Source organism: Eubacterium maltosivorans (assembly GCF_002441855.2).
Taxonomy (GTDB): Bacteria; Bacillota; Clostridia; order Eubacteriales; family Eubacteriaceae; genus Eubacterium; species Eubacterium maltosivorans.
Genome location: NZ_CP029487.1, coordinates 3,609,993 through 3,634,350, shown reverse-complemented (window position 1 = coordinate 3,634,350; position 24,358 = coordinate 3,609,993). Strand labels below are relative to the sequence as shown.

Sequence of the window (24,358 nt, the reverse complement as noted above, 5' to 3'; positions counted from 1 at the left end):
TACTAAACGATTTTAATTCCTAATTCTGCGATCTTTGCCTGAACCATTTCTTTGACTTCTTCGCCAGTTTCCAGGTTCAGGGCTTTTTCTGCAATGGCCCTTGCGTCTTCATAGCTGACACTGCGGATAATCTTTTTAACCTGCGGAATGGAGGAAGCGCTCATGGAGAACTCATCCATTCCCAGTCCCAGAAGGATCAGGGTTGCCATCGGGTCGCCGGCCATTTCGCCGCACATACCGGTAAACAGGCCTTCACGCGCATGGGAAGCGTCGATTACTGTCTTGACCAGACGCAGAATCGCCGGATGCAGCGGATTGTACAGGTAAGAAACCTCCTGGTTCATGCGGTCTACCGCCAGGGTATACTGGCAAAGGTCATTGGTACCGATGCTGAAAAAATCCACTTCCTTTGCAATAATGTCGGAGGTCACTGCAGCCGATGGGATTTCGATCATCACACCCACACGAATATTTTTGTCATAGGCCTGTCCCTTTTCGTCCAGCTCTTTCATACATTCCGCCAGAATTCCCTTAGCCTGACGCACTTCCGATACGCCGGAGATCATCGGGAACATGATCAGCGCGTTCCCGAAAGCAGAGGCTCTCAGGATTGCTCTCAGCTGCGTCTTAAACATGTCCACTTCGCGGAAGCACAGACGGATGGCGCGGAAGCCCAAAAACGGATTCATTTCTTCTTCCAGAGGCAGGTACGGCAGCTTTTTGTCTCCGCCGATATCCAGTGTACGGATGATGACCGGGTCGCCGTTAAAGGATTCGATCACAGCCTTGTAAGCCTCGTACTGTTTTTCTTCATCCGGCATGGTGTCGCTGTTCATGTATAAGAACTCGGTACGGTACAGGCCAACACCGCGGCCGCCGTTTTTGTGCACGCCGTCGGTATCGTTCGGAGAGCCGATATTGCCGACCAACTCTACCTTGTGTCCGTCGGTGGTGACAGCTTCCAGCTCCCTGAGCTCTGCCAGCTCCCTGATGTACGCCTGGTAGTCTTCCTGCTGTTTTTTATAAGCGGCCAGCTCGTCATCGGTCGGGTTAATCACAGCCTGTCCCTTTAAGCCGTCAACCACAACCATGTCGCCGTTTTTAACTGCGGCGGTAATATCGCCAAGGCCCAGAACAGCCGGAATTTCCAGGCTTCTCGCCATGATGGCCGTGTGGGAGGTACGGCTGCCGATATTGGTGGCAAAGCCCTTGACCCGCGCCTTATCCATCTGAGCGGTATCGGAGGGGGCCAGGTCGTCGGCTACGATAATGGTGTCTTCATCCAGACAGGAGATATCCACATTTTCAACCCCCATGACATTGTTAAGCACGCGGGTTCCCACATCACGGATATCCGCGGCGCGGGCGCTGAAATAAGGATCGTCCATCATGTCAAACATTTCAAAAAAGCGGTCGGTAACGGTTTTAACCGCAAACTCAGCATTGACGCCATTTGTGTTGATCTCAGCTGTGATGCTGTCCACAAATTCAGGGTCATCCAGAACCATGGCGTGGGCTTCAAAGATTTCTGCTTCTTCCTCGCCCAGGTCCCGGGCCGCTTTTTCTTTAATCTTTAAAATCTGCTCCTTACTTTTTTCAAGGGCAGCCTGAAGGCGGGCAACCTCGGCCGCTGGATCGTCAACCTTTTTCTCGGTGACTTCCACTTCAACCTTGTCATATACAAATGCCTTTGCAATGGCAATACCAGGGGACGCAATAATTCCTTCTTTTAACATGAAAATATCCTCCACTTTCTATAAAGATTCTCTAAATCGTATTTCTACCTTCAAATGCTTTTATCAGTGTGATTTCGTCAATATATTCCACATCGGCACCGATGGGAATGCCCTTGGCCAGGCGGGTAACCTTAACGCCCAGAGGACTGATGAGGTTGCCCAGATACATGGCTGTCGCCTCGCCCTCAGGGGTGGGGTTTGTGGCCATGATGACTTCCTCAATATCATTTTCGCCAATGCGCAGAAGCAGCTCCTTTGCCTTGATGTCCTGTGGCCCAATGCCCTCAAGGGGCGAAATAACGCCGTGCAGCACATGGTAAAGGCCGTTGTACTCTCTGGTCTTTTCAATGGCGAAAATATCCTTTGTGCTCTGCACCACGCAGATCACCTTGCGGTTCCGGTTGGGGTCTGCGCACACGTCGCAGCGGTCGCCGTCGGTGATGCTGAAGCACTCCGGACACAGCTTAATTTTATCTTTTACGTTTAACAAGGCGTTTGACAGACCTTCAATCTCTTCTGCCGGAGCATCGATCAGATGAAAGGCCAGCCTTTGAGCGGTTTTTTCTCCAATACCCGGAAGCTTTCCAAGCTCAGTAACTAATCTCTCAATGGCCTTTGGATAAAAACCCATAGTTCACCTCATATTCTGCTGCTTAAGCTTAAAACAACCCTGGAATGCCGCCGGTAAGTTTGCCCATCTGGCTTTCGGTCATCTCTTCTACCTTTGACAGCGCTTCGTTGCAGGCTGCCATGATCAGGTCTTCCAGCATTTCAACATCGTCTTCATCTATAACATCAGGATCTATTTTTACAGATGTAATCATCTTCTTTCCTGAGACAGTCACTTTAACCGCGCCGCCGCCAGCGGTGGCTTCCACTTCTTTCTCCTCCAGCTCTGCCTGGGCTTTTAACATTTCGTCCTGCATTTTCTGGATTTGTTTCATCATATTATTCTTGTTTCCCGGCATGCCTCCTGGCATTCCCCCGGGCATTCTTCTACCACGACCCATTTTTACCTCCTAAAAATTTTTATCGTTTTAGACCAAAATATTATATCATTAAATTTTAATATTTCCATATAAATTTTTACATTTAATAAAAGCAGAAAGATATTTTACATAATTTCTGAATCGCGCCTATCCTTTTACCTCCACGACCTCCACACGGTCGTCGTTGATAATGGTTTTTGTCTTTTCAAGGATCGACATTTCATCATAGTTTTTCTCCACAAGCTCAAGATCCAGCACGTACTGGTCTCCTCCCAGCTCGCACAAGGTTTTCTTCACAAACTCAAACATGGCCGGCAGCTTTAGCATGCCCATTGCCGCCTGGCCTTCCTTGTCCGCTGTAAACCGGAGCGCCAGCTTTTTGTCCCCTTTGTGGGCCAGCTTGCAGCTCATCAGCGGCCTGACCAGCATTTGCTTCTGCTTCTGACAGCTCCGTACCAGTCCTGTGTACAGGTTATCGGTGTTGACGCCCCCCTCAGCGGCTCCCACCTCAGCTGGAGGCGCCGGTGCTGCCGCCATGTCCGCAGCTGAGCCTGACGGCGCCGCCGACACCTGCGCGGCGGAGGCATCTGCCGGTTTCCGGGCCGCTGCCTGTATTTCCTGCGCACGGTTTTTCACCGCGTTATCCGGACGTTTTGGCGCTGCCTGCGCCTGTCTGGCCGGCATTCCCTGGCCCGCTGGCCGCCCGGCCGGTCTTTCCGGCTGCTCCTGCACCACTGTTTTGACCAGGCTGTCCGGGTCGCAGAGCTTCAGAAGCGCCATCTCCACAATGACAGCGGCCAGCCCGCTGTAGCGCAGCTTGTTCTTTTCTTCAATCAGGAAATCAATCATGCTGTAAAAGCGCGCATCGGGCACATCCTGCCCCATGGCCGCCAGAGACTGGCAGGCGCTCTCGGTAACGCCCAGTATTTCCTGGCTGGCAGCGCCGGTGGTTTTAACGATGAGTACCTTGCGCAGATAGTCGATCAGCTGTCCAAACACCAGCCCACTGTCGCGCCCGGCGTCGCGCATCGCCTTAAATTTCAGCAGTACGCCGCCCTTGTCGCCGGCCAGCATCGCCTGCACCAGCCCGGCGATCTGATCTTCATCCACCATGCCCATAAAGGCCAGAACATCCTCATAGGTGATGGTTTTATCCGCCTCACGAATATCAATGACCTGATCCAGTAGGCTCAGCGCGTCGCGCATGGAGCTGTCCCCCCGGTAGGCGATAAAATCAATGGCCTCCCGGTCCATGGACACGCCGATATCCTCCAGAATGTGCGCAATCTGCCCGGCGATCAGCTCCTTTGAAATCGGCTTGATGTCAAAGCGCTGGCACCTGGACAAAATCGTCATCGGGAGCTTTCCCGGCTCCGTGGTGGCCAAAATAAAGACAATGTGCTCCGGCGGCTCCTCAAGGGTTTTTAACAGCGCGTTAAAGGCTTCCTTTGTGAGCATGTGCACTTCATCGATGATGTATACCTTATACTTACCCATTGTGGGTGGATATTTCACTTTTTCACGAATTTCCCGTATTTCATCAACCCCGCGGTTGGACGCACCGTCAATTTCGATAATGTCCATTACGCCCGGTTTCTCAATATTCAGGCAGGTGTCGCAGGCATTGCAGGGATTGCCGTCCTCGTTGTGCTCACAGTTGATGGCCCGGGCAAATATCTTGGCGATGGATGTCTTACCCGTTCCCCGGATTCCAGAGAACAAATAGGCATGCCCCACACGGCCCGATAATATTTGATTTTTTAAAATGCGCGTAACGTATTCCTGTCCCACAACACTGTCGAAATCCTGCGGGCGGTACCGTCTGTATAACGCTAAATATGCCATGATCTTCTCCTCTGTTTTTTCTTAACCTTATTATAATATAACGCGTGTTTTTTGTATAGGCCCTCCCTTTACTTGTCCGAAATTATCATGTATAATATTAAAGATTATCTGTATAAATATACGCGAAGGGAAATGCTATGGAACACTCAAAAAAAATGAAACTTCTGGCAAAATGCGCACTGTTCGGCGCTGCCATCATCTGGGGGAGCTCCTTCTTTGTGGTTAAAAATACTGTGGATATTTTTACACCTCACATGCTGCTGGGCTTCCGGTTTACCATCGGCTGTATTCTGCTGGCGGTTATTTTCCGCAAAAAGCTTAAGCTTCTGGACAAAGGCTATTTTATAAGCGGCGCGGTGATCGGCTTCTGCCTCTTTGCCGCCTACAGCCTCCAGACCATCGGTATCACCGATACCACTCCGGGGAAAAACGCCTTTTTAACCGCCATTTACTGTATTATCGTGCCCTTTTTATTCTGGGCAGTGGATAAATCCAAGCCGGATATTTACAACTACCTGGCCGCTGTCATCTGCATTGTGGGCATTGGCCTGGTCTCACTGACCGAAGGCCTTACCATTGGCTTTGGCGACGCCTTTACCCTGCTGGGCGGGCTTTGCTTTGCGGCGCATATGGTGGCTGTCGCCAAGCTGGGCCGTGACCGTGACCCCATCCTCATCACCATTCTTCAGTTTGGCTACGCGGCCATCTTTGCCTGGATCGTCGGCTTTACCACCGAATCTCTGCCTGCGGTATGGACCCTTGACAGCGTCCTTGGCCTGCTGTTTTTGGCTGTCTTTGCCACCGCTGTGGCGCTGCTGCTCCAGAACGTTGGGCAGAAATACACCCACCCCTCTGCCGCGGCCATTATTCTGAGCCTGGAATCCGTTTTCGGCGTCCTGTTCTCCGTCATCTTTTACGGCGAAGCCCTGACACCCAAGCTGATCATTGGCTTTGTCCTGATTTTCATTGCCATCATTGTCTCAGAAACCAAGCTCTCCTTCCTGCGCAAAAAGGCGCCTGAGGAGGAGATCACCGAAAAAGCCTGTGATTAATACTCAACAGGTTTTTCAGACTGTAGATAAACTTTAATATCAAGAGACAAAGCGTTAAAAAGCAAGCTTTTAATGGAAAATGCAGAATGGAGAATGGAGAATTACAGGAGCAAAATGCTGACGCATTTTGATTTGACATGGCCAAAGGCCGCCATCTGAATCGCTTGAGCCCCCGGTGAAAGCGCACCGGCATTTTCCATTCTCAATTCTCCATTTGTATTGCTTCAGACTTTTACTTTTCAGCTCATGAACGACTTTGTCGACAATCTGAAAGCCTGCGATTAATTTTGCAGGCTTTTTCTTTTCTCTTTTTTGGGTATAAGTATCGTATTCTATGAGTATCCAGAAAGGAAAATTTTCATGTATAATTTATTGGTTGGCGGCGCAGCCGGTGACGGCATTGACACCATGGTGGCTGTGCTCGAAAAAGTTCTGAAAAAGTCCGGCTATTTCGTCTTTTCGGCCCGTGATTTCATGTCCCGTATAAGAGGCGGCCACAATTTCACTCTGGTCCGCTTCGGCCCAGAGCCCATCACCTCACATTCCCTTAAAGTAAATGGCATTATTGCCATGGATGAAGAGACCATCCGCAGACACCAGGACGAGCTGGCAGACGGCGGTTTTATTCTCTGTGATATCGGCCTGAAAACCGATCATCCCCACGCATTAAAAATTGATATGCGCAAAAAATCCGGCGAGCTGGGCAATCCAAAGGTTGCCGGCGTTATCGCCATGGGCGCAGTGCTCAAGCTTTTTGGCGAAACGCTGGAATCCGCCGAGGCCGTACTCGCGGCCTCCATCAAGCCCGCTTTTCTGGAAATGAACCGACAAGGGCTCCTGTTCGGCTACGACAGTATGGAAGCGCGCTACCAGCACCTTCCCTCAAGCTACAGCGATTACCTGCTGCTAAGCGGCAATGACGCCATCTCACTGGGCGCTCTGGCCGCAGGCCTCCGGTTCTATTCGGCTTATCCCATGTCTCCCTCTACTTCCATTCTTAACTATCTCGCCGACACCAGTCCGACCACCGGCGTGGTGGTGGAACAGGCAGAGGATGAGATCGCAGCTGTAAACATGGCCATCGGCGCTTCTTACGCCGGCGCGCGCGCCATGACTGCCTCCGTAGGCGGCGGCTTCGCGCTAATGACCGAAGCGGTCGGCTTCTGCGGCATTGCCGAAATCCCGCTGGTCATCGGCGATATTCAGCGTCCCGGCCCCGCCACAGGGCTGCCAACCCGCACTGAGCAGGCCGACCTGCGCTTCGCCATTGCCGCCGGCGCCGGTGATTTTCCGCATATGGTTATCGCCGTCAAAAACCAGGAGGACGCCTTTTACCAGACCGTACGTGCTTTTAACCTGGCCGAAAAATACCAGATGCCTGTGATTTTGTTGAGCGACCAGTACCTGGCCGATGCTACAGCCACCATCCTCCCCTTTGATATAAACACACTGGAGATAGAGCCTGCAGGCTCTCCCCTGACTGGCGCACCCGAGGATTACCGCCGCTACCAGATCACCGAAAGCGGTATCTCGCCGCGGCTTATCCCTGGCAAAACAAAGGCCATTGTCACCACCGACAGTGACGAGCATGATGAAATGGGCTACATCACCGAATCCGCCGAAATGCGCGACGCCATGGTGGAAAAACGTGCACGTAAAATGGCCGCCCTGCGCTATGAGCTTAAAGAGCCTGATTTTCTGGGCGATAAGGAGTTTAAGACCCTGCTCATCGGTTTTGGCTCCATGTGGGGGCCGCTAAAGGAAGCCGTGGAAATCCTCAACGTCAAGAGCCCCGGCAGCTATGGCGCCTTGGTTTTCGGCGATGTTTTCCCGCTGCCGCTTCAGGTGCTGCGCGGCTTTGCAAAGCAGGCAGAAACAATCATCAACGTGGAACAGAACGCCACTGGCCAGTTGGCTGCCCTTCTCCGTGAAAAGGCTCTTCTGCACTGTGACGCTTCTGTATTAAAATACGACGGACGCCAGCTCTCCGGCGAGGAGATTGCCGACGCTGTCATGAAGGGAGAAAACAAATGAGTACCTATATCAAGCACGAAACCGCCTGGTGCCCCGGCTGCGGCAACTTTATGATTCTTGACACCTTAAAAAGCGTCCTGGAAGACCTGGAGCTGCCCAATGACCAGGTGCTTCTGGCCGCCGGCATCGGACAGGCCGCCAAGACGCCACAGTACCTGAACGCCAATGCCTTCTGCGGGCTGCACGGCCGCTCCCTCCCCGCAGCGCAGGCGGCAAAAATGGCCAATGACGATCTGACCATCATCATCGACACTGGCGACGGCGACTCCTACGGCGAGGGCGGCAACCACTTTCTCCACGCTGTCCGCCGCAATGTGGATATCACCCACTTTGTCCATGATAACCGCATCTACGGTCTGACCAAGGGGCAGATTTCCCCCACCACAGACGCCTGTACCGAGCACAGTGTCAACAAAGTATGCAACCTGAACACTCCTTTTAATCCGCTGGCCATTGCCTTGACCGCGGGCGCTACCTTTGTGGCACGCAGCTTCAGCGGCAATAAAGAGCATCTGGCCGAAATGATGAAGCGTGCCATCCGTCACAAGGGCTACGCACTTTTGGATATTCTCCAGCCCTGCGTCAGCTTCAATAAGGTCAATACCTTTAAATACTATAAAGAGCATGTGGATATTTTGGACGTAAGCCACCCCACAGACGACCGCATGGCTGCCCTGGAGCTGGCAATGCGCCAAAGCGACCGGATTCCCATCGGCGTTTTCTATGAAAATAACCGCCCCACCTTTGCCGAAACCCATCCTGTACTGTCCACCGGCCCCGTGCTGGCAGACAGAGAGACAAATTTAGAAGGTATCACCGCGCTGATGAACGCGTTTGTGTGATCATAAAACCCCCGGGACGTAACGAAAAGCGACGTCCCGGGGGTTTTTATCACAGGTCTTTTGTCTCAGCTGCCTCCAGTAATTCCTGAAGCTCTTTTTTCTCATAAGTAATATACCACATTGCCAGCCTGAGAATAATCCTGTACAGTTCAATCGCCTTTGCTGTGATCGAATACTCCACTCTGGGCGGCACCTCGGCATAGATTGTCTTGGTGAGCAACCCTGCCTGAACCATCTCTTTTAAAGATGATGAAAGCATATTATCCGTAATGCCGTCGGCCTCCAGTGATTTTTTCAACTCGGAGTAACGCATGCGGCGGCGTATAAAAATACGGCGAAGAATGGTGTATTTCCATTTACCGCTGATCAACGCCATGGCTTTTTCAGCCGAAGCGTAGCCCACTGGAAAATCCGGAATCGTACTAAAAACCGATAAAAACGTTTCGTCATCCTCAGTATCAATCAAGCGCTGGCAATTCGCCATAAAGCCGTTTCGCTCTGTTAGTTTTTCATTAATCTTTTCAATTTCTAAAACTTTTTCACTCATTTTCATTCCGCCTTTTCTGCTTACAATAAAGAGTATATCCGATTTTCTACCCTTTAGCAAATACTTTGAATCGATGCTCCTATTTTTCTTAGTCTATTTGTTTTTTTCTATTTACTCATAAAAAACTGCATGATTGACGCACCCTTTACATCATGTTAAATTAGAAATAGATCAGCGCTGAAATAATTTCTTAACGAGGAAAACAATGATCGGCTTTATTCAAGTATTACTCACTTTTGTGGCAATTGGCCTGCTGATTTTTATGATTATGAAAAAGGCTTATGCGCCCATGAGCTTACTGGCTCTCGGGTTTATCATTCTTTTTTTCTGGTCACTGCTCACAGGTCAAAGCATTATGGGGGAGGAATCTGTCGGTAACTGGTTTTTAGATATCTTCGAATTCATGAAATCATATTTCTGCTCTCAGTATATCGGCTTAGGTATGATATTACTGCCTTTAATGGGCTTTACAAGATATATGAACCATATCCATGCAACCGAAATGCTCACCAGCCTCTGCTCCAAGCCTCTTCAAAAAATCAAAAATCCTTATGTTATTGTGGGCTGCACTGTTATTTTAGGCGCATTATTAGAAATTGCAATCCCATCTCACACAGGGTTAAGTGTTTTACTGATTATTACCCTGTTCCCGGTCCTCCGCTCCTGCGGTATCAGTAAACTTACCGCAGCGGCGGCGATTTTACTTGGCGGGGCCATGGACCTTGGTCCTGCCGCTCCCATGCCGATTTACGGTTTATCCGAAATCCATTCAGGCATGACGGCTGCCGAATATTTTATTCGCATTCAGATACCTGTTTCAACCCTTCCAATACTCTTATCCGCTGTACTGTGTGCTGTTGTCAACTGGAAATGGGATCAAAAAGCAGGCTATCTGGCTGAGCGGCAGGAAACGGCTGAAATTCCTTCCAGCGAGATTGGCGTTCCCAGGTTTTACGCACTCTTTCCGCTGATTCCGCTTGTCTTTATCATCATTTTTAGCAAACTGGTTGTTTCATCCATTGTGATCTCTGTCTGTGCTGCTGTGTTTATCTCTCTATTCATCTGCACTACCATCGAAATAATCCGGTCACACAGCGTCATTCACTCCATGGATGCAACAAAAACTTTTTTTGAAGGCATGGGGGACGGCTACACTGTAACGATTGTATTGATAGCGGCAGCTTCTGTCTTTGCCGGCGCGCTGCAAAAAATCGGCGGTTTAACCGTATTGGCAGAGCTGATCTCAAAAACACCCCTAAACGGAATGGTTGTTTTTGCCATCATCGGCCTGCTGGGTATGTTTATCATTATCTTTACCGGCTCACCCAACGCTGGCATGGCACCCTTTACCGATTCCATTTTAAATCTGATTAATACTTATCATATTATGCCGGAAATTGCCCTGCTGCCCATACAGCTTTCCATGGGCTATGGCCGGGTGCTCTCACCAATCGGGTCAGCCGTTTTAACCGTAGCAAGCATGGTGGATGTAGATATTATCGCGCTGGTTAAAAGAAATATCATCCCAGTCGGAGGCGCTTATCTTTTAAATATCATCATCGCAGCAATCCTGCAATAATTTCAAAACGGATCAACGAACTAAAAAATATGAAAAATAAATATTTTTCCTAAAAAGTGTTGATTTTTTTAGGAAATCAATGTATAATTCAAATAAAATATAAAATGAAGGTGGAAAACATGGATCAAAAAAAAGCTTTAGACGAACGAATCAAACTATTTGACGATGCTGTCCGGATGGAAAGAAAACCCAAAAGAGTACCTTTTGTAACGAATGACGCTTTTTGGCGGTATTATGATCTGGGATACACACTAAGCGATGCGCTCTTAGATCAGCAAAAGATTGAAAACGCTAATATTGATTTTCAAAAACGCTATCAATTTGATGCAATGCTCGATATCGGAGATCGAAATCCCCTTATTATGACTCGCAGCCTGGGAAATTTTGAGTACCAGATCAACGATGGAAACAACACCTTAATGCTGGAGGAACAGAATCACTTTCATGAAGACGATTATGACCCTTTTATAGAGAATCCTCTCAAGACACTGTGGGAAAACATTATCCCAAGAAAGTACACCTATTTTAAAAGTGAAATGCCGCTTCAGACAATCCAAAACACACTTGGCGAGTTCCTTGCTTATGATCAGGCAATGCAGAAAACAAATAAACGGCTGGCCGAGGAATGCGGCGTTCCTCCACTTTTCGACCCGGTCAACGGTGCCCGCATCTACCCTGCTTTCGAGTCACTGTACAACTTCTTAAGGGGTATGAAAGGCTTATCCCGCGACCTCAGAAAAATACCTGAAAAAGTACTGGCCTTCAATGAGGTTTATCACAATACCTTTGTTAAGGGTCTTGTCGACAGTATCAAGCATACCGACTCTCCATCAAGTGCCTTTACCGTATTTACGATCATGCTCAGCGAAAATATGATCAACCCTAAACAATTCGAAAAATTCTTTTGGCCGCAATTTAAAGAGCTGGCCGATAAGGTTGTCGAAAATGATGGCACAATGTTCATTTTAAGCGAAGGCTCCTTTAAGCATGTTTCCGAATACTTGCAGGAACTTCCGAAAGGGCATTTTTGCTTCTATGTAGAAATGGATGATATTTTTGAGACGCGCAAACGGCTGCCTGATTTATGCCTGTGGGGCGGATTACCTGTCTCACTGATTTCCAGAGGTACAAAGCAGGAATGTATTGATTACGCCAAACGAGTCATTGATGAAGTGGGCCGGGACGGCGGCTTAATCCTCTGCACCGATAAGTTCACGTCACATCCGAGCGACTGTAACCGGGAAAATCTACTGGCTGTCAGCGAATTTATTCATAATTATCAATAAGGAGAATTAAAATGGATGAAAATAAAAAAGAAATTGATTATACCAAATATCCTGAAGGCGTAGAAGCTCTAAAGCCAATGCTTGATTTCTTACCAGATGATACGGCCAAAGAAGAACTGCTCGCCGGATTTGTTTTGTTTCTGTCGTTAATGTAAATAACCAAAAGGGTGCCTGTATAACCGCTAACATCACAGCAGTCATGCAGGCATTTTTTAAATCAGAAATTTTATCTGCGTAATATCCTTTTTCTCTATAAAATCATGTGAGCACTCAATTAAATCATTAACTACGTCTAAGGGAACGTCAAGCTCTTTGCAGGTGTTTTTAATCAAATAATAAATCAACTGATCGATTGTCATTGGCAAAAGCCCATCAAAATAATTCAAAAAAATTTCACGTCTGGCGCCAAACTCTGTCAAAATAATAATTTCAAACTCCAGGGGAGACAATGAACGCTGAAGTGAATCTAAAATATCATGATACTTTTCACGTATCAGCTCCTGCATGACGCGATAATTTGATTTGTTTTGAATAATTTCACAGTAAAACCGTTTGTTATTTTCATCGGTAAGCACAATATTATAAATAACAAACTGAAAAAAGCAATACTGCTTTAATGCATCATAAATATGATTATCCTTAATAAACTGGTATACTTCGGTAAAAAACTGGTTGTATATCTCCTTAACGAGATCGTCTTTCTTTTTAAAATAATAGTTTAGATTTCCAAGGCTGAGATCCGCCTGTTCAGCAATTGATTTTAACTGCGTTTTGCTGTAACCATTTTGGTAAAACTCTTTTTTAGCATAATAGAGTATCTTTTCCTTTGTAATATTCCCTTTTCGCTTAATTGTCATTGTTAGCACCCCCAAAAGGAGTATACCATAAAAAGAACAAAAGGAGTAGCAACATTTAGGAAATTTTATACAAAAAACTAAAAATCCCCAGGAGTAACTTCTCGTTACATCCCGGGGGCTTATGCTCAGGCGTTTCTGCCGCAGCATTTTTTATATTTTTTTCCGCTGCCGCATGGGCATGGTTCATTACGTCCGATCTTTTCTTTTTTAACAACGGTATTTCTCTCTTTGGAGGCTTTCATCAATTCCCGTTTTTTCTGGGCTGTCAGGATATCGTCCCACTGTGGCAGCTCGTAAAGCCACTCAGCCGGCACGCCCACCATGTTGTAATACAGCTTTTCAAAGTCAATTTCCAGGTGTACCTGGGTATCGGCTTCCAGCTCTTCAAGGTTATCCAGACCCGATTTCAGGCTCTCGCTGATACCATCCATAAAGCCTGCCATCATCATTGGTGTTACGTCGTATTTTTCTGCCAGCTCGCTGATTGTCCCATCGATCACATCCTGTTTTTTACCCAGAATGTCTTCGTAAAAGGCTGTTTCCTTTGTCAGATATTCATTCCACAGCTCTCTGTAGGCTTTTTCATCCTCCTCAGGGTCTACTGACGCAGCTTCTTTCCATTCTTCGTATAAACTCATCGTTTTCTCCTTCTGTTCCTGTTTTGCTCAAAACATTATATCGCATTCCCGGTTTTATTACAATTCCTGAATTGCAAAAAAACGAGTCTTTTACTTCAATTTCATCGGGATACCGGAGACGGTAAAATAGACCTCATCGGCCCGGCAGGCCACGTACTGGTTCATTCTTCCGGAAATATCTCTGAAGTAATTGCCGAGCTTATAGGAGGGCACGAGCCCCAGCCCCACTTCGTTTGAGACCATGAACAAATGCTTGTCCCTGCACACCTCAAGCAGGGTCTTAACCTGTTCCCTAATCTTATCTTCGACCTCTGCGATGGTGTCCATACCGCAGTGGTCATAATCCACATCGTAATCCAGCATGTTGTTGGTGATCATAACTGTCAGGCAGTCAAACAGAATCACGTCGGCTTCCTGAAAGGCCGGATCATCAGCCATGGCTTCATAATCCTTGTAGCGCTCGATAGTCGCCCATTCCGACGGACGCTGTTCCTGATGTCTTCGTATCCGGTCCTTCATGCCATCGTCAAAGGCAATGGCTGTGGCAATATAGGCGACCTTGCCACCCACTTCCTTGACTGCCTTTTCCGCAAAACTGCTTTTGCCGCTTCGGGCGCCGCCGGTTACAAATACTAAGCTTCCCATTTTCTTTTATCCCCTTAAAATATTATTTAAAGCCGCAATCAGCCGGTCGTTATCCTCACGCCGCTTGATGGCCGCTCTGAAAAACTGGGTTTCCAATCCCGCGAAATCCTCGCAGGTCCGGATATTGATACGCTGCTCAAGCAGCTCCTTCTGCAGTGTCTGTGCGGTTCTTCCCTCTACTTTGTATAAATGAAAATCTGCGCCGCTCGGATACACGCTCAGATCAGGCAGACCGGACAGCGCCTCAAAAACGCGCTGCCGTTCTGTCTGGATATAGTCTCTCGTTTTCTGCATATAGGCTTTATCATCATAGATACACATGGCGGCTTCCAGCGCCAGAGTATTGATGGTCCATGGCTCTTTGTAGGCTTCCATGGCCCGGATAAGCTCTGCCGACCCCACGCCGTAGCCGATCCGCAGTCCCGGCACCCCAAAGAACTTGGTCAGGGAACGCAGCAGGAAAAGACGGTGGCCTGAGTGGTTTATGTATTCCAAACAGGTTTCAATGCCTGAAAATTCAATGAAGGACTCATCAATGAACCAGATTACTTCAGGATCCATCCGGTCCATCAGCTCTTTGATAAAAGCTTTGCTGTAAAGGCGCCCGGTCGGATTGGTCGGATTGCAGAGATACACTGCTTTCGGACGGCATTCCTCTGCCATCCGGATGAGTCTTTCAGGGTTCAGCTCAAAGTCATCCTCTGGCGACAGCAAAAGCTCGCTGACTGCATCGCAGCCATTCATATCAAGCGCCCGGCGGTACTCGTTAAAGGTCGGCACCGGAATGAGCGCCCGCTCTGGATGAACGCCTCTGGCAAAAAGATAGATCAGCTCAATGGCGCCGTTTCCCAGAATCACATTTTCCGGGGCAATGCCAATATCCGCCGCGATTTTATTCCGGGCTGTCTCTCCGGTAATTTCAGGGTATTTGCCGAGCTCGCTCAGCGCCGCTTCCAGCCTTCTTCTCAGCCCTTCGGGCATCCCCAGCGGGTTAATGTTGATGCTGAAATCCAGCACGTCTTTTTTGTCGCCTCGATATCCGCCATGTTTATTCATTCTTTTCCTCACTATGAAACAATATAAATTCCAAAGAAAATCAGGCTCGTCAGCACCATCATGACGACCTCGCTGGAGAACATAATACTGATGGTGTCCTTAATGTCCTCATAGGCCAGTATCCGCCCAGCGTCGCCGATGGTCGGCTTCTCAAGGGTCTGACCGAAATACAGGTTGGTGCCGCCCAGCTGGACGCCCAAAAGCCCGGCCACCACGGATTCCGGATGTCCGGAATTCGGGCTTTTATGATTCTTCCGGTCTCTCGCATAAATCCGCTGACCTTCACTGACCCGGTATCCCAGAAACAGGCCGCCAATGAGCATAAACCAGCTTCCGATACGCGCGATTACAAAATTGGCGATATCGTCAATTTTAGCTGGAAAATAGCCAAAGTCCTTATAGGGCTCCTGGACGTAGCCGACCATGGAATCCATGGTGTTGACTGCTTTGTACAGCATGGCCAGCAGCAGCGGGTTAATAAAGGGCACAAAAACCCACAGCACAACGCCGATTATCATGTAAAAAATCGGCGCGAGCACCCCGTCAATGGTGTTTTCCGCAGTGGTTTCCACTGTCGCGCGGACAATACCGCCCTCCTGGAGCTCCTGAGTATCACGCCCCACCAGGTAGCCGACCATGGTGCGGGCTTTGGGAATATCTTTGTCACGCAGGGCGTCATAAACCTTCATGACCTCCTCCTGCAGGCATTTCGCCGCAATGGTGGTGGATAAAAGGTAAAGATTCACCACATAAAACAAGACGATGTTGAGCCGATACGCGATGTACTGCACTGCCAGAATAACAGCGCCGGTAATCACGATTGTCAACACCCAGAGAATGAGACCCTTGAACTTTCTGGCCTTGCCCTTATTTAATTTTTTTGTTAAAAATCCAACCAATTTTCCAATGTATACAATTGGATGGGGAATCCATGCTGGATCGCCGATCAGGCGGTCAAGCACCACTGCTCCTACAATCAGACAAAACCAAATACCAGCGCTCATTCCTAAAAGCATCTTATACTCCAATAATTTCCATTAATTTCTGCATATCCAGATTATTTTCAACGGTTTCGGCCAGCAGATCGTACTGTTCTTCCTTGAAGGCTTTGAAATCGACCGCTTCACCCTCTGCCGCGATATTCTTTTTCTTTTTCAGGGTTTCAATTAATTTTTCACGGAACGCGTCGTTGTCAAACACGCCGTGCAGGTAGGTTCCCATGACCATACCGTCTGCGGATACCGCGCCGTCAAAGCGTCCGTCCTCCAGTGTCGAAAAGCTCTTGGTATCATCAATAGGCGTGGTTTCACCCATATGAATCTCATAACCAGTGATGGCGCTGCCGCTCAGCCCCATATTTAAGAAATCTGCGCCAATGTGCCCTGCTACCCGCGTGGTGGTTTTTTCTTCCTCCAGCACAGTGCGCATATTTAACAGCCCCAGCCCCTTGATGGAACCTACTGTGGACTCGACACAGTGCGGATCACAGATCTCATCGCCGAGAATCTGGTAGCCACCGCAGATACCGATTACTGGCACACCAGCTGCATGCTTGGTTAGAATTTCTTCCTCCAGCCTGCTTTCCCGCAGCTTCACAATGTCATCAATGGTATTTTTGCTGCCAGGTATCACAATGAGATCAGGATCAGCTCGGTGCAGCTCCCGCTGGTTCTCATAATATTCTACCTTAACATCGGGGTACATGTCAAAGACTGTGCAGTCGGTAAAGTTAGAAATATGACGCAGACGTACCACGCCGATGGTGATCACACCCTCGCGCTGTTCGTCCCACCGCTCTGTTACACTGTCTTCATCGTCAATGACAAGGCGCTGGTAAGGGATAACGCCCAGACACGGGACGCCTACCTTTTCCTCAATCATCTCAATGCCCGGCTTCAGAAGTTCGACGTCACCGCGGAATTTATTGATGATGAAGCCTTTGATTCTTGCCTGTTCCTCTGGCGCAAGCAGCTTGATCGTGCCGTAAATAGAAGCAAAGACTCCGCCGCGGTCAATATCGCCGATGAGGATAACCGGCGCGTCCACCATTTCCGCCAGCCCCATATTCACGATATCATTGTCCCGAAGATTGATCTCCGCAGGGCTTCCCGCACCTTCGATGGCGATGATATCATGGCTTTCTGCCAGCATGTTGTAGGCATCCATGACTACGTCGGTCAGCTTTGCCTTATGGGCATGATACTCGACCGCGTTCATATTAAATTCAGCCTTTCCATTCAGGATAACCTGGCAGCCCACATCTGAGTTTGGCTTCAGCAGCACTGGGTTCATCTCTACCTGCGGCTCAATTCTGGCGCACTCTGCCTGGACGACCTGTGCCCTGCCCATCTCCTTGCCATCGAGTGTTATATAAGAATTAAGCGCCATATTTTGGGATTTATAGGGCGCTACTCGGTAACCTTTATTGTTCAGAATCCGGCACACTGCTGCGGTCAGCAGGCTTTTTCCCACGGATGAGCCCGTCCCCTGAAACATGATATTTTTTGCCTTTTTCATTTTTTACTCCTAGCTTTATTTTTATACGCACACTGATCAGTTGCTGTCTATTTATTTTCCGCTATCCAGCCGAGTATTTCCTCCGCTGTATTAAAGACGACCGGGTACTCAATCCCGGGGCGTTCGATAAAAATAACGCGCACGCCCATATCGGCCGCAGCGCGCAGCTTTTCACTGACGCCGCCCACGTCGCCGCTGTCCTTTGTGACCAGGAAACGAATGCCGAATTGCCGGATGGTCTCCACGTTCATCGCATAGCTGAAAGGCCCTTGCATGGCGATGATATTCTGCGGCTTGTAGCCAAGACGCTCACATTTTTCAAGCACCTTGCTGGTTGGCAGCACCCGTACAATGACACGTTCTCTTGGCAGAGGATCATAAAATTCCAGCTGCCGGCTCCCTGTTGTCAGCAGAATATTCCCCTCCTCTTTTAAAAGGTAGGCCACTGCCGATTCATAATCTGGAAACCCCAGAGTCTGCTGCCCGTCATCCATCATCCGAGGCCTTTCCAGACGCACATAGGCGGCCCCCGCTTTTTTTGAGGCCGCGATGGCGTTGAGCGAAACCTCCTTGGCGTAAGGATGGGTGGCGTCCACGCAGAGCCCGATCTGCTTTTTGGCCATCAGGTCTGCCAGACCGTCTGCCTCAAGGGGGCCAGTATGAATTTCCAGACGCGGATTTTCCGGAAGGCTTCCGGTATTATAAGCGGTTACGGAGGAATAAAGAACGGCGCAGCCCTGTCCGAGCAGCGCCTCTGTCAGCTTTCGGCTGTCATACGTTCCTCCGAGGACCAGAATCACAGCTGGTACCCCCGTGGTGTAATCATTTTTAAATGATCTTCTGTAATATAGGTTTTGGAATTACCAATCACTACCATTGAAAACATATCGATTTCTTCATCGCACATTTTTTCAAGTGTGGTGATGACAGTGCTTTCATTGGCGCGTTTAGCGTTTCTGACAATACCGACCGGTGTTTCCGGCGCTTTGTATTCCAGCAGGATCTTCTGGGCTTCCACGATGTTGTCCGGGCGGCCCTTGCTCTTTGGATTGTAGAGCGTCACGATAAAATCGCCTTCGCCGGCGCAGCGCAGACGCTTTTTAATCATTTCCCAGTCAGTCATCAGGTCGCTGAGGCTGATGACGCAGTAGTCGTGCATCAAAGGCGCGCCCAGAGTGGACGCAGCCGCGTTGGCGGCGGAAATTCCTGGCACTACCACAACCTCAACGTCACTTTTCTGCTTTTCAACAATTTCCAGCATAATGCCGGCCATCCCGTACACACCAGCGTCGCCGGAACTTACCAGCGTAACGGTTTTTCCCTGCTCAGCCAGATCCAGGCAATCCTGACAGCGGTCGATTTCCCTGCGCATTCCAGAGGAGAGCACTTCTTTATCACCGATTAAATCTTTAATCAAATCAATGTAGGTTTTATAACCCACGATCACATCCGCGTCCTTTAAAGAATTTTTCGCGGCTTCTGTCATATGTTCATACAGGCCTGGCCCCAGACCTGTCACGTAAATTTTTTTACTCAATCTATTTCTCCCTTTAAATTAATTTAACAATCTATTCTTTTCAATAAAGTCTTGAATCCAGAGAAGCGCTGTCGGCAATGCTACTATGCCTTCACTCTCCAAATCGACAGGGTAATTCCCCCGCACTTCTGCTTCTCCAGCAAACACTCGCCAAAGCCGGACGCCACATAGCCGCACGGCTCACTGACTGCGTAAAGACCTGTTGTTTTAAAAACAAAGTCCGAGCCTTCGAAGCGGCTCTGCACCATTTTCACAAAATCATCCGGCACCACCTTAAGCTCTGCGTCAAAGGTTTTGCAGGCCGCGTGAATTCCCTTCTCATCGGCTTTCAGGCCAATGGTAGCAAAGGCCTTAACCGATAACGGATGGAGCGCAAGGGCGGCGAGCGCCTGTCTCACAGCTTCTTCAATCCGCTCTGCCTCCGTATTCCTGCGGCACCCGATACCGATCACAATTTTTTTGGGCACAATCTGAACAGCAGGCTTTCCAGACGGCCATTTCAGCGGATCATCGGCTGAGATCACCACACAGCCGCTGTAATCGCCGGAGAGAGCCTCCTGCTTTTCTGAAAAAACCAGATTCTGCGGCAGTACCAGTCCAGTCGTATCACAGTGCTCTCCGCCAACCAGGGCGATGGGTTCATCGTCCAGGATCAAGGCGGTCACATCCTTGGCTGCGGTAAAGTCCGCAATGGTGCAGCCCAGCTTTTCAGCCAGCACATCCACAGCCATACTGCCTTTCACATCCGTTCCTGTGGTAATAACCGGCTGGGCGTTCATGCGCTTTGCCAGATATACTGCGTTCTCATTGGCGTGCCCGAGATGCCCGGATAAAAGACTGATAACGTATTTCCCATCCGGGTCCATGACCAAAATGCCCGGGTCCTTTGACTTATGGCCGAGATGGGGCGCAATACTTCGGACGACTATACCTGTGGCCATGATGCATAAAATCGTATCATAATCCGCCATGAGCGTTCCAAAAAATTCGCCGATTTTTCCGCGGATCAACTGTGTGCCGGGAGCGGCGTATTTCTCCATGGTAAAGATGTTCGGCGCTTTTTCAGGAATATGCTCCTTTATCTCAAGGGCTTTCCAGACTCCCTGCCTGGAAACAGCCACAACAGCCCATCTCTCTGTACGTTTCATACCCTATTTTGTAGCGGTGCGGTATTCGTGGGTAAAGGACGGATCATACAGCTTGGAAAGACTGTATTTGTCGCCCAGGAAATCTCCAACCAGAATCTGGGCTGTTTTTGTAATGCCGGCTTCTTTCACCTTATCCGCAATGGTTTCAAGGGTTCCCAAAACGACCTTCTGGTCTTCCCAGGTCGCGCGCTGGATGACCGCAATGGGCGTAGCAGGCTCATACTGGGTCATCAGGCGTTCTGCCACTTCGTCGATCATCTGAACAGACAGGAAGATAGCCATGGAAGCGTGATGCGCGGCCAGCGACTCCAGTTTTTCCTTTTCCGGCACAGGAGTGCGGCCTTCCAGACGGGTACAGATAACGGTCTGTGAAACATCCGGCAGGGTGAATTCTTTTTTCAGAACAGAAGCTGAGGCGGTAAAAGAGCTGACGCCAGGCACCACTTCAAAAGGAATGTCCTCTTCTTCCAGACGGTCCATCTGTTCACGAATCGCGCCGTAGATCGCCGGATCACCCGTGTGAACACGAACGACTTTTTTTCCCGCGTTAACGCCTTTGGTGATCACCTCGATCACGTCGTCCAGTGTCATGGAGGCGCTGTTGTAAATTTCAGCGTTTTCCTTGTGTCCTGCCAGCACTTCCTTGTTGACCAGAGAACCCGCGTAGATAATAATATCCGCTTCGCCGATCAGACGCTTGCCTTTTAAGGTAATTAACTCCGGATCTCCAGGACCCGCCCCGATTAAGTATACTGTGTTTTTCATTTGTACTCCCAATTCTTATTTGATCTATTTGTTATTTTTTCTATCCGCAAAATGGAGAATGCAGAATTGAAAATTGAGAATTAAGGGTCCAAACTGGCTCTGCCAGTTTGATTATTAACAAAATCGCAACGCGATTTTGCTCTTGTCATTCTCCATTGTCAATTCTCAATTCTCCATTAAATTAAAGCAGTTCTTTAACGCTTACGCCGTTCTTCGCATGCTCTAAAAACATATCCTGAATGCCCTTAAACTGGCCGAGTCCCTTCAGGACACATTCCACTTCAAAGCCTTCATTTTCGAGCAGTGTTTTCCATGAGTCTGCATCGTCGCTGGCCATATCGTTGATGGCATGGTCGCCGGCTACGATCATAAAGGGCGCCAGATAAAGCTTGTGGTATCCCTTTTCCTTAAGCTGTGGAATAATGTCGCTCAGACTGGGAAAGCCCTCTACGGTTCCCATAAAGGCGTTTTTATAGCCTAAATGCTTGAAAGTGTAATCCATGGCCGGATAGGTGGCGTTGGCGTGATGTTCACTGCCATGTCCCATATAGAGCAGGGCTTCGCCTTCTTTCATCTCCGGCAGCTCACTGATGGCTGTTCTCGCCACCTGCTCATAATCGTCGATGGTTGTCAGAAGCGGCGCGCCGATGGTGAGCACATCAAAATCATTTTCAAATTTTTTGAGCTCATTGATGGTCAAATCGTATTCGTACCCATTGATGACGTGTGTCGTCTGGCAGACAACCTCGGTATAGCCTTCACTTTTCAGCTTTTCAAGGGCTTCGTGTGGAATGTCCACATATTCATTGTCACGCTCTCTGAGTTTCTTTATAATCATCCGTGAGGTAAAAGCGCGTCTGAAATCATAATCCGGAAAGCCTTTCTGCAAGTCTCTCTCGATGGCTCCGATGGTTTTTTCCCGGGTTTCACGATAAGATGTCCCGAAACTTATTACTAATAAAGCTTTTTTGGGCATTCTGCACTCCTTGTTCTTTTATTATCTATGCAAGCGCCTTAAGCGCAGCCAGATTGTCGGCAATGGTCTTTTCAATATCGGCCTCGGTGTGTGCAGCAGAGACAAAAATTCCCTCGAACTGCGCTGGCGGCATCAGATTGCCACGGTTCAGCATTTCGGCAAAATATTTCGCGTAGGCTTCCGTATCGCTGGTCATCACGCTGTTAAAATCGCAGATTTCCTGATCGGTGAAAAACAGAGCGCTCATTCCGCCAAATCGCACCATCTTAGCCTTGACGCCGGTTTCCTCAATATTTTTGTTAAAGCCGGCTTCCAGCTGCTTCGCACGGGCTTCCAGCTGGGTGTAAATCTCTGGATGATCCTTGAGATAAGTTAGGGTATTGAGGCCCATTTTCATGGCGATAGGGTTTCCGGACAGGGTTCCCGCCTGATAAACCGGGCCGAGCGGCGAGAGCTTTTCCATAATATCACGCCGTCCGCCAAAGGCGCCTACTGGCATTCCGCCGCCGATGATTTTGCCAAGTGTGGTGAGGTCTGGCTTAATGCCCAACACCTCCTGCGCGCCGCCAAAGGCAAGCCTGAACCCTGTGATAACCTCGTCAAAAATCAGCAGGGTGCCTTCTTCCTCGGTCAGCTTTCTCAGGCCTTTCATAAAGCTGGTTTGCGGCGACACAACGCCCATGTTGCCCGCGACCGGTTCGACGATCACGCAGGCAATCTCTCCTTTGTTTTCATCAAAAAGCTTTTTTACAGAATCCAGGTCGTTGTAAGTTGCTACCAGGGTATCCTTAGCTGTGCCGGCAGTGACACCAGGGCTTGTGGGGACACCGTAGGTCAGAGTGCCGGAGCCGGATTTTACCAGCAGGGAATCGCTGTGGCCATGGTAGCAGCCTTCAAATTTGATAAATTTTTCACGTCCGGTATAGCCTCTGGCAAGACGGATAGCGCTCATGGTGGCCTCAGTGCCGGAGTTGACCATACGCACCATATCCATAGACGGGTAAGCGTCAATGATCATTTCCGCCACGCGGATCTCAATTTCTGTGGGCGCGCCGTAGGTGTTGCCCTTTCTCAGCACTTCGTCAATTCCCTCGTAGTAGGCATCCGCGGCATGGCCGAGAATCAGAGGCCCCCAGGAGCAGATATAATCTGTGTATTCATTTCCGTCCACATCGTAAATCTTTGAGCCCTTTCCGTGGTCGATAAAAACCGGCGGCATACCTACAGACTGGAATGCGCGGACAGGGCTGTTGACCCCGCCGGGAATAACACGGTTCGCTTCTTCAAAAAGTGCAGTCGACTTTGTATGCTTCATTTTATTGTGTCCTTTACTGATATTTTTCAATCAACGCTTTTAAATCTTTTGCGAAATAGGTAATGATGATTTTAGCCCCCGCACGTTTGATGCACAGCATGCTTTCATAAATGGCCTTTTCATCCAGCAGACCAGCGTCTACCGCATTGCGGATCATGGCGTATTCGCCGCTGACCTGGTACGCCGCCATTGGCAGATAAGACAATTCCTTGGCCTTTGCGATAATATCCAGATATGGCATTGCGGGTTTTACCATAACGATGTCTGCGCCCTCCTCAATGTCCAGCACCACTTCCTTCAGCGCTTCCTCGCTGTTGGCCGGATCCATCTGGTAGCTTCTGCGGTCGCCGAAGGCCGGAGCGGAGTTTGCTGCGTCGCGGAACGGTCCGTAGAAGGTAGACGCAAATTTGGCGGAGTAGCCCATAATCGGAATGCTCTCAAAGCCTGCGTCATCCAGTGCTTTACGCATGGCTTCGATATGGCCGTCCATCATGTCTGAAGGCGCTACCATATCCGCGCCGGCTTTCGCATGGCTCACGGTTACCTTGCACAAGGTTTCCAGCGATTTGTCCCGCTTGATGTCGCCGTTATCGTGGAAGAAACAGCAATGTCCGTCGCTTTTGTACTCGCAGAGGCAGACATCGGTGATAACATACATTTCCGGGTCCTTTTCCTTGACAATACGGATGGCTTTCTGGATAATCCCATCGTCCACAAAGGCCGGTGTTGCCTCCGCGTCCTTTTCATCCGGCACGCCGAACAGAATAATGTAACGGACGCCCAGCTCTTTGAGCTCTTCCAGTTCTTTTGGCAGCATATCGAGCGACAGGTGGTACTGTCCCTTCATGGACGGGATTTCACGCTTAATATTCTCTCCGTCAACCACAAACAGCGGGTAAACCACATCGCGCATGGATAATTCTGTTTCGCGGATCAAATCACGAACCGCTGCGTTTTTTCTCAATCGGGTTGGTAACATAATAATCAACTTCCT

24 protein-coding genes are annotated in these 24,358 nt (G+C 49.1%); 6 read left to right on the top strand and 18 right to left on the bottom strand.

What is annotated here, in order from left to right:
* Positions 1-2: 2 nt before the first annotated feature.
* The 4 genes from ptsP to dnaX form a co-directional block, all read right to left on the bottom strand.
* Positions 3-1,736 (bottom strand): phosphoenolpyruvate--protein phosphotransferase, encoded by a 1,734-nt coding sequence (gene ptsP / locus CPZ25_RS16785; protein WP_096920126.1) that lies wholly within the window; start codon positions 1,734-1,736, stop codon positions 3-5.
* A gap of 31 nt (positions 1,737-1,767) precedes the next feature.
* Positions 1,768-2,367 carry a recombination mediator RecR gene (gene recR, locus CPZ25_RS16780; protein ID WP_096920127.1) on the bottom strand — a complete coding sequence of 200 codons (600 nt, stop codon included), beginning with the start codon at positions 2,365-2,367 and terminating at the stop codon, positions 1,768-1,770.
* Positions 2,368-2,395: 28 nt separating this feature from the next.
* Entirely contained in the window at positions 2,396-2,728 is a 333-nt protein-coding gene (locus CPZ25_RS16775; protein ID WP_425284044.1) for a YbaB/EbfC family nucleoid-associated protein, read from the bottom strand.
* A 144-nt stretch (positions 2,729-2,872) separates the two neighbouring features.
* Complete coding sequence (gene dnaX / locus CPZ25_RS16770) at positions 2,873-4,570, bottom strand: DNA polymerase III subunit gamma/tau (RefSeq protein WP_058695740.1); 1,698 nt, start codon at positions 4,568-4,570, stop codon at positions 2,873-2,875.
* A gap of 137 nt (positions 4,571-4,707) precedes the next feature.
* On the opposite strand from dnaX, the gene CPZ25_RS16765 reads away from it, so the two are divergent.
* The 3 genes from CPZ25_RS16765 to CPZ25_RS16755 all read left to right on the top strand — a co-directional run bounded on the left by CPZ25_RS16765 (position 4,708) and on the right by CPZ25_RS16755 (position 8,498).
* A complete protein-coding gene (locus CPZ25_RS16765; RefSeq protein WP_083337163.1) occupies positions 4,708-5,622 on the top strand; it encodes a DMT family transporter in 915 nt (304 codons plus the stop codon).
* A gap of 360 nt (positions 5,623-5,982) precedes the next feature.
* A complete protein-coding gene (locus CPZ25_RS16760; RefSeq protein ID WP_096920128.1) occupies positions 5,983-7,656 on the top strand; it encodes a 2-oxoacid:acceptor oxidoreductase subunit alpha in 1,674 nt (557 codons plus the stop codon).
* On the top strand, positions 7,653-8,498 hold the full coding sequence (locus CPZ25_RS16755) for a 2-oxoacid:ferredoxin oxidoreductase subunit beta (RefSeq protein WP_096920129.1): 846 nt from the start codon (positions 7,653-7,655) through the stop codon (positions 8,496-8,498). The genes CPZ25_RS16760 and CPZ25_RS16755 overlap by 4 nt, the downstream gene beginning before the upstream one ends.
* 49 nt (positions 8,499-8,547) lie before the next feature.
* On the opposite strand, the gene CPZ25_RS16750 is transcribed toward CPZ25_RS16755, so the two are convergent.
* On the bottom strand, positions 8,548-9,045 hold the full coding sequence (locus CPZ25_RS16750) for a winged helix-turn-helix transcriptional regulator (protein ID WP_158577875.1): 498 nt from the start codon (positions 9,043-9,045) through the stop codon (positions 8,548-8,550).
* A gap of 205 nt (positions 9,046-9,250) precedes the next feature.
* Between CPZ25_RS16750 and dcuC the strand changes: the two genes are divergently transcribed.
* From dcuC to CPZ25_RS20570, 3 genes are all read left to right on the top strand, one after another.
* On the top strand, positions 9,251-10,624 hold the full coding sequence (gene dcuC, locus CPZ25_RS16745) for a C4-dicarboxylate transporter DcuC (protein WP_074617987.1): 1,374 nt from the start codon (positions 9,251-9,253) through the stop codon (positions 10,622-10,624).
* Between the two features lie 119 nt (positions 10,625-10,743).
* On the top strand, positions 10,744-11,910 hold the full coding sequence (locus CPZ25_RS16740) for a uroporphyrinogen decarboxylase/cobalamine-independent methonine synthase family protein (protein WP_096920336.1): 1,167 nt from the start codon (positions 10,744-10,746) through the stop codon (positions 11,908-11,910).
* An 11-nt stretch (positions 11,911-11,921) separates the two neighbouring features.
* Positions 11,922-12,065, top strand: coding sequence for a hypothetical protein (locus CPZ25_RS20570; protein WP_167495260.1), 144 nt, complete (start codon positions 11,922-11,924; stop codon positions 12,063-12,065).
* Positions 12,066-12,122: 57 nt separating this feature from the next.
* Here CPZ25_RS20570 and CPZ25_RS16735 read toward each other — a convergent pair whose 3' ends face one another.
* From CPZ25_RS16735 to hemB, 13 genes are all read right to left on the bottom strand, one after another.
* Positions 12,123-12,767, bottom strand: a complete 645-nt coding sequence (locus CPZ25_RS16735) for a TetR/AcrR family transcriptional regulator (RefSeq protein ID WP_058695746.1) — start codon at positions 12,765-12,767, stop codon at positions 12,123-12,125.
* Between the two features lie 125 nt (positions 12,768-12,892).
* Entirely contained in the window at positions 12,893-13,405 is a 513-nt protein-coding gene (locus CPZ25_RS16730; protein ID WP_096920130.1) for an SEC-C metal-binding domain-containing protein, read from the bottom strand.
* Between the two features lie 90 nt (positions 13,406-13,495).
* Positions 13,496-14,050 carry a bifunctional adenosylcobinamide kinase/adenosylcobinamide-phosphate guanylyltransferase gene (gene cobU, locus CPZ25_RS16725; protein WP_074617986.1) on the bottom strand — a complete coding sequence of 185 codons (555 nt, stop codon included), beginning with the start codon at positions 14,048-14,050 and terminating at the stop codon, positions 13,496-13,498.
* Positions 14,051-14,056: 6 nt separating this feature from the next.
* Complete coding sequence (locus CPZ25_RS16720; protein WP_096920131.1) at positions 14,057-15,106, bottom strand: pyridoxal phosphate-dependent aminotransferase; 1,050 nt, start codon at positions 15,104-15,106, stop codon at positions 14,057-14,059.
* An 11-nt stretch (positions 15,107-15,117) separates the two neighbouring features.
* Positions 15,118-16,122 carry an adenosylcobinamide-phosphate synthase CbiB gene (gene cbiB / locus CPZ25_RS16715; RefSeq protein WP_083337161.1) on the bottom strand — a complete coding sequence of 335 codons (1,005 nt, stop codon included), beginning with the start codon at positions 16,120-16,122 and terminating at the stop codon, positions 15,118-15,120.
* A gap of 1 nt (position 16,123) precedes the next feature.
* Positions 16,124-17,623 (bottom strand): cobyric acid synthase, encoded by a 1,500-nt coding sequence (locus CPZ25_RS16710; RefSeq protein WP_074617984.1) that lies wholly within the window; start codon positions 17,621-17,623, stop codon positions 16,124-16,126.
* 47 nt (positions 17,624-17,670) lie between these two features.
* Positions 17,671-18,423 carry a precorrin-6A reductase gene (gene cobK / locus CPZ25_RS16705; RefSeq protein ID WP_074617983.1) on the bottom strand — a complete coding sequence of 251 codons (753 nt, stop codon included), beginning with the start codon at positions 18,421-18,423 and terminating at the stop codon, positions 17,671-17,673.
* Positions 18,420-19,160 carry a precorrin-3B C(17)-methyltransferase gene (gene cobJ, locus CPZ25_RS16700; protein WP_074617982.1) on the bottom strand — a complete coding sequence of 247 codons (741 nt, stop codon included), beginning with the start codon at positions 19,158-19,160 and terminating at the stop codon, positions 18,420-18,422. Before cobJ ends, cobK begins: the two co-directional genes overlap by 4 nt.
* An 83-nt stretch (positions 19,161-19,243) precedes the next feature.
* On the bottom strand, positions 19,244-20,308 hold the full coding sequence (locus CPZ25_RS16695) for a cobalt-precorrin 5A hydrolase (protein WP_243129318.1): 1,065 nt from the start codon (positions 20,306-20,308) through the stop codon (positions 19,244-19,246).
* A gap of 3 nt (positions 20,309-20,311) precedes the next feature.
* Positions 20,312-21,073, bottom strand: coding sequence for a precorrin-4 C(11)-methyltransferase (gene cobM / locus CPZ25_RS16690; protein WP_074617980.1), 762 nt, complete (start codon positions 21,071-21,073; stop codon positions 20,312-20,314).
* Positions 21,074-21,254: 181 nt separating this feature from the next.
* A complete protein-coding gene (locus tag CPZ25_RS16685; protein WP_074617979.1) occupies positions 21,255-22,049 on the bottom strand; it encodes a sirohydrochlorin cobaltochelatase in 795 nt (264 codons plus the stop codon).
* Positions 22,050-22,074: 25 nt separating this feature from the next.
* Positions 22,075-23,364, bottom strand: coding sequence for a glutamate-1-semialdehyde 2,1-aminomutase (gene hemL / locus CPZ25_RS16680; protein ID WP_096920337.1), 1,290 nt, complete (start codon positions 23,362-23,364; stop codon positions 22,075-22,077).
* Between the two features lie 13 nt (positions 23,365-23,377).
* Positions 23,378-24,343, bottom strand: a complete 966-nt coding sequence (hemB, locus tag CPZ25_RS16675) for a porphobilinogen synthase (RefSeq protein WP_058695758.1) — start codon at positions 24,341-24,343, stop codon at positions 23,378-23,380.
* Positions 24,344-24,358: the final 15 nt, after the last annotated feature.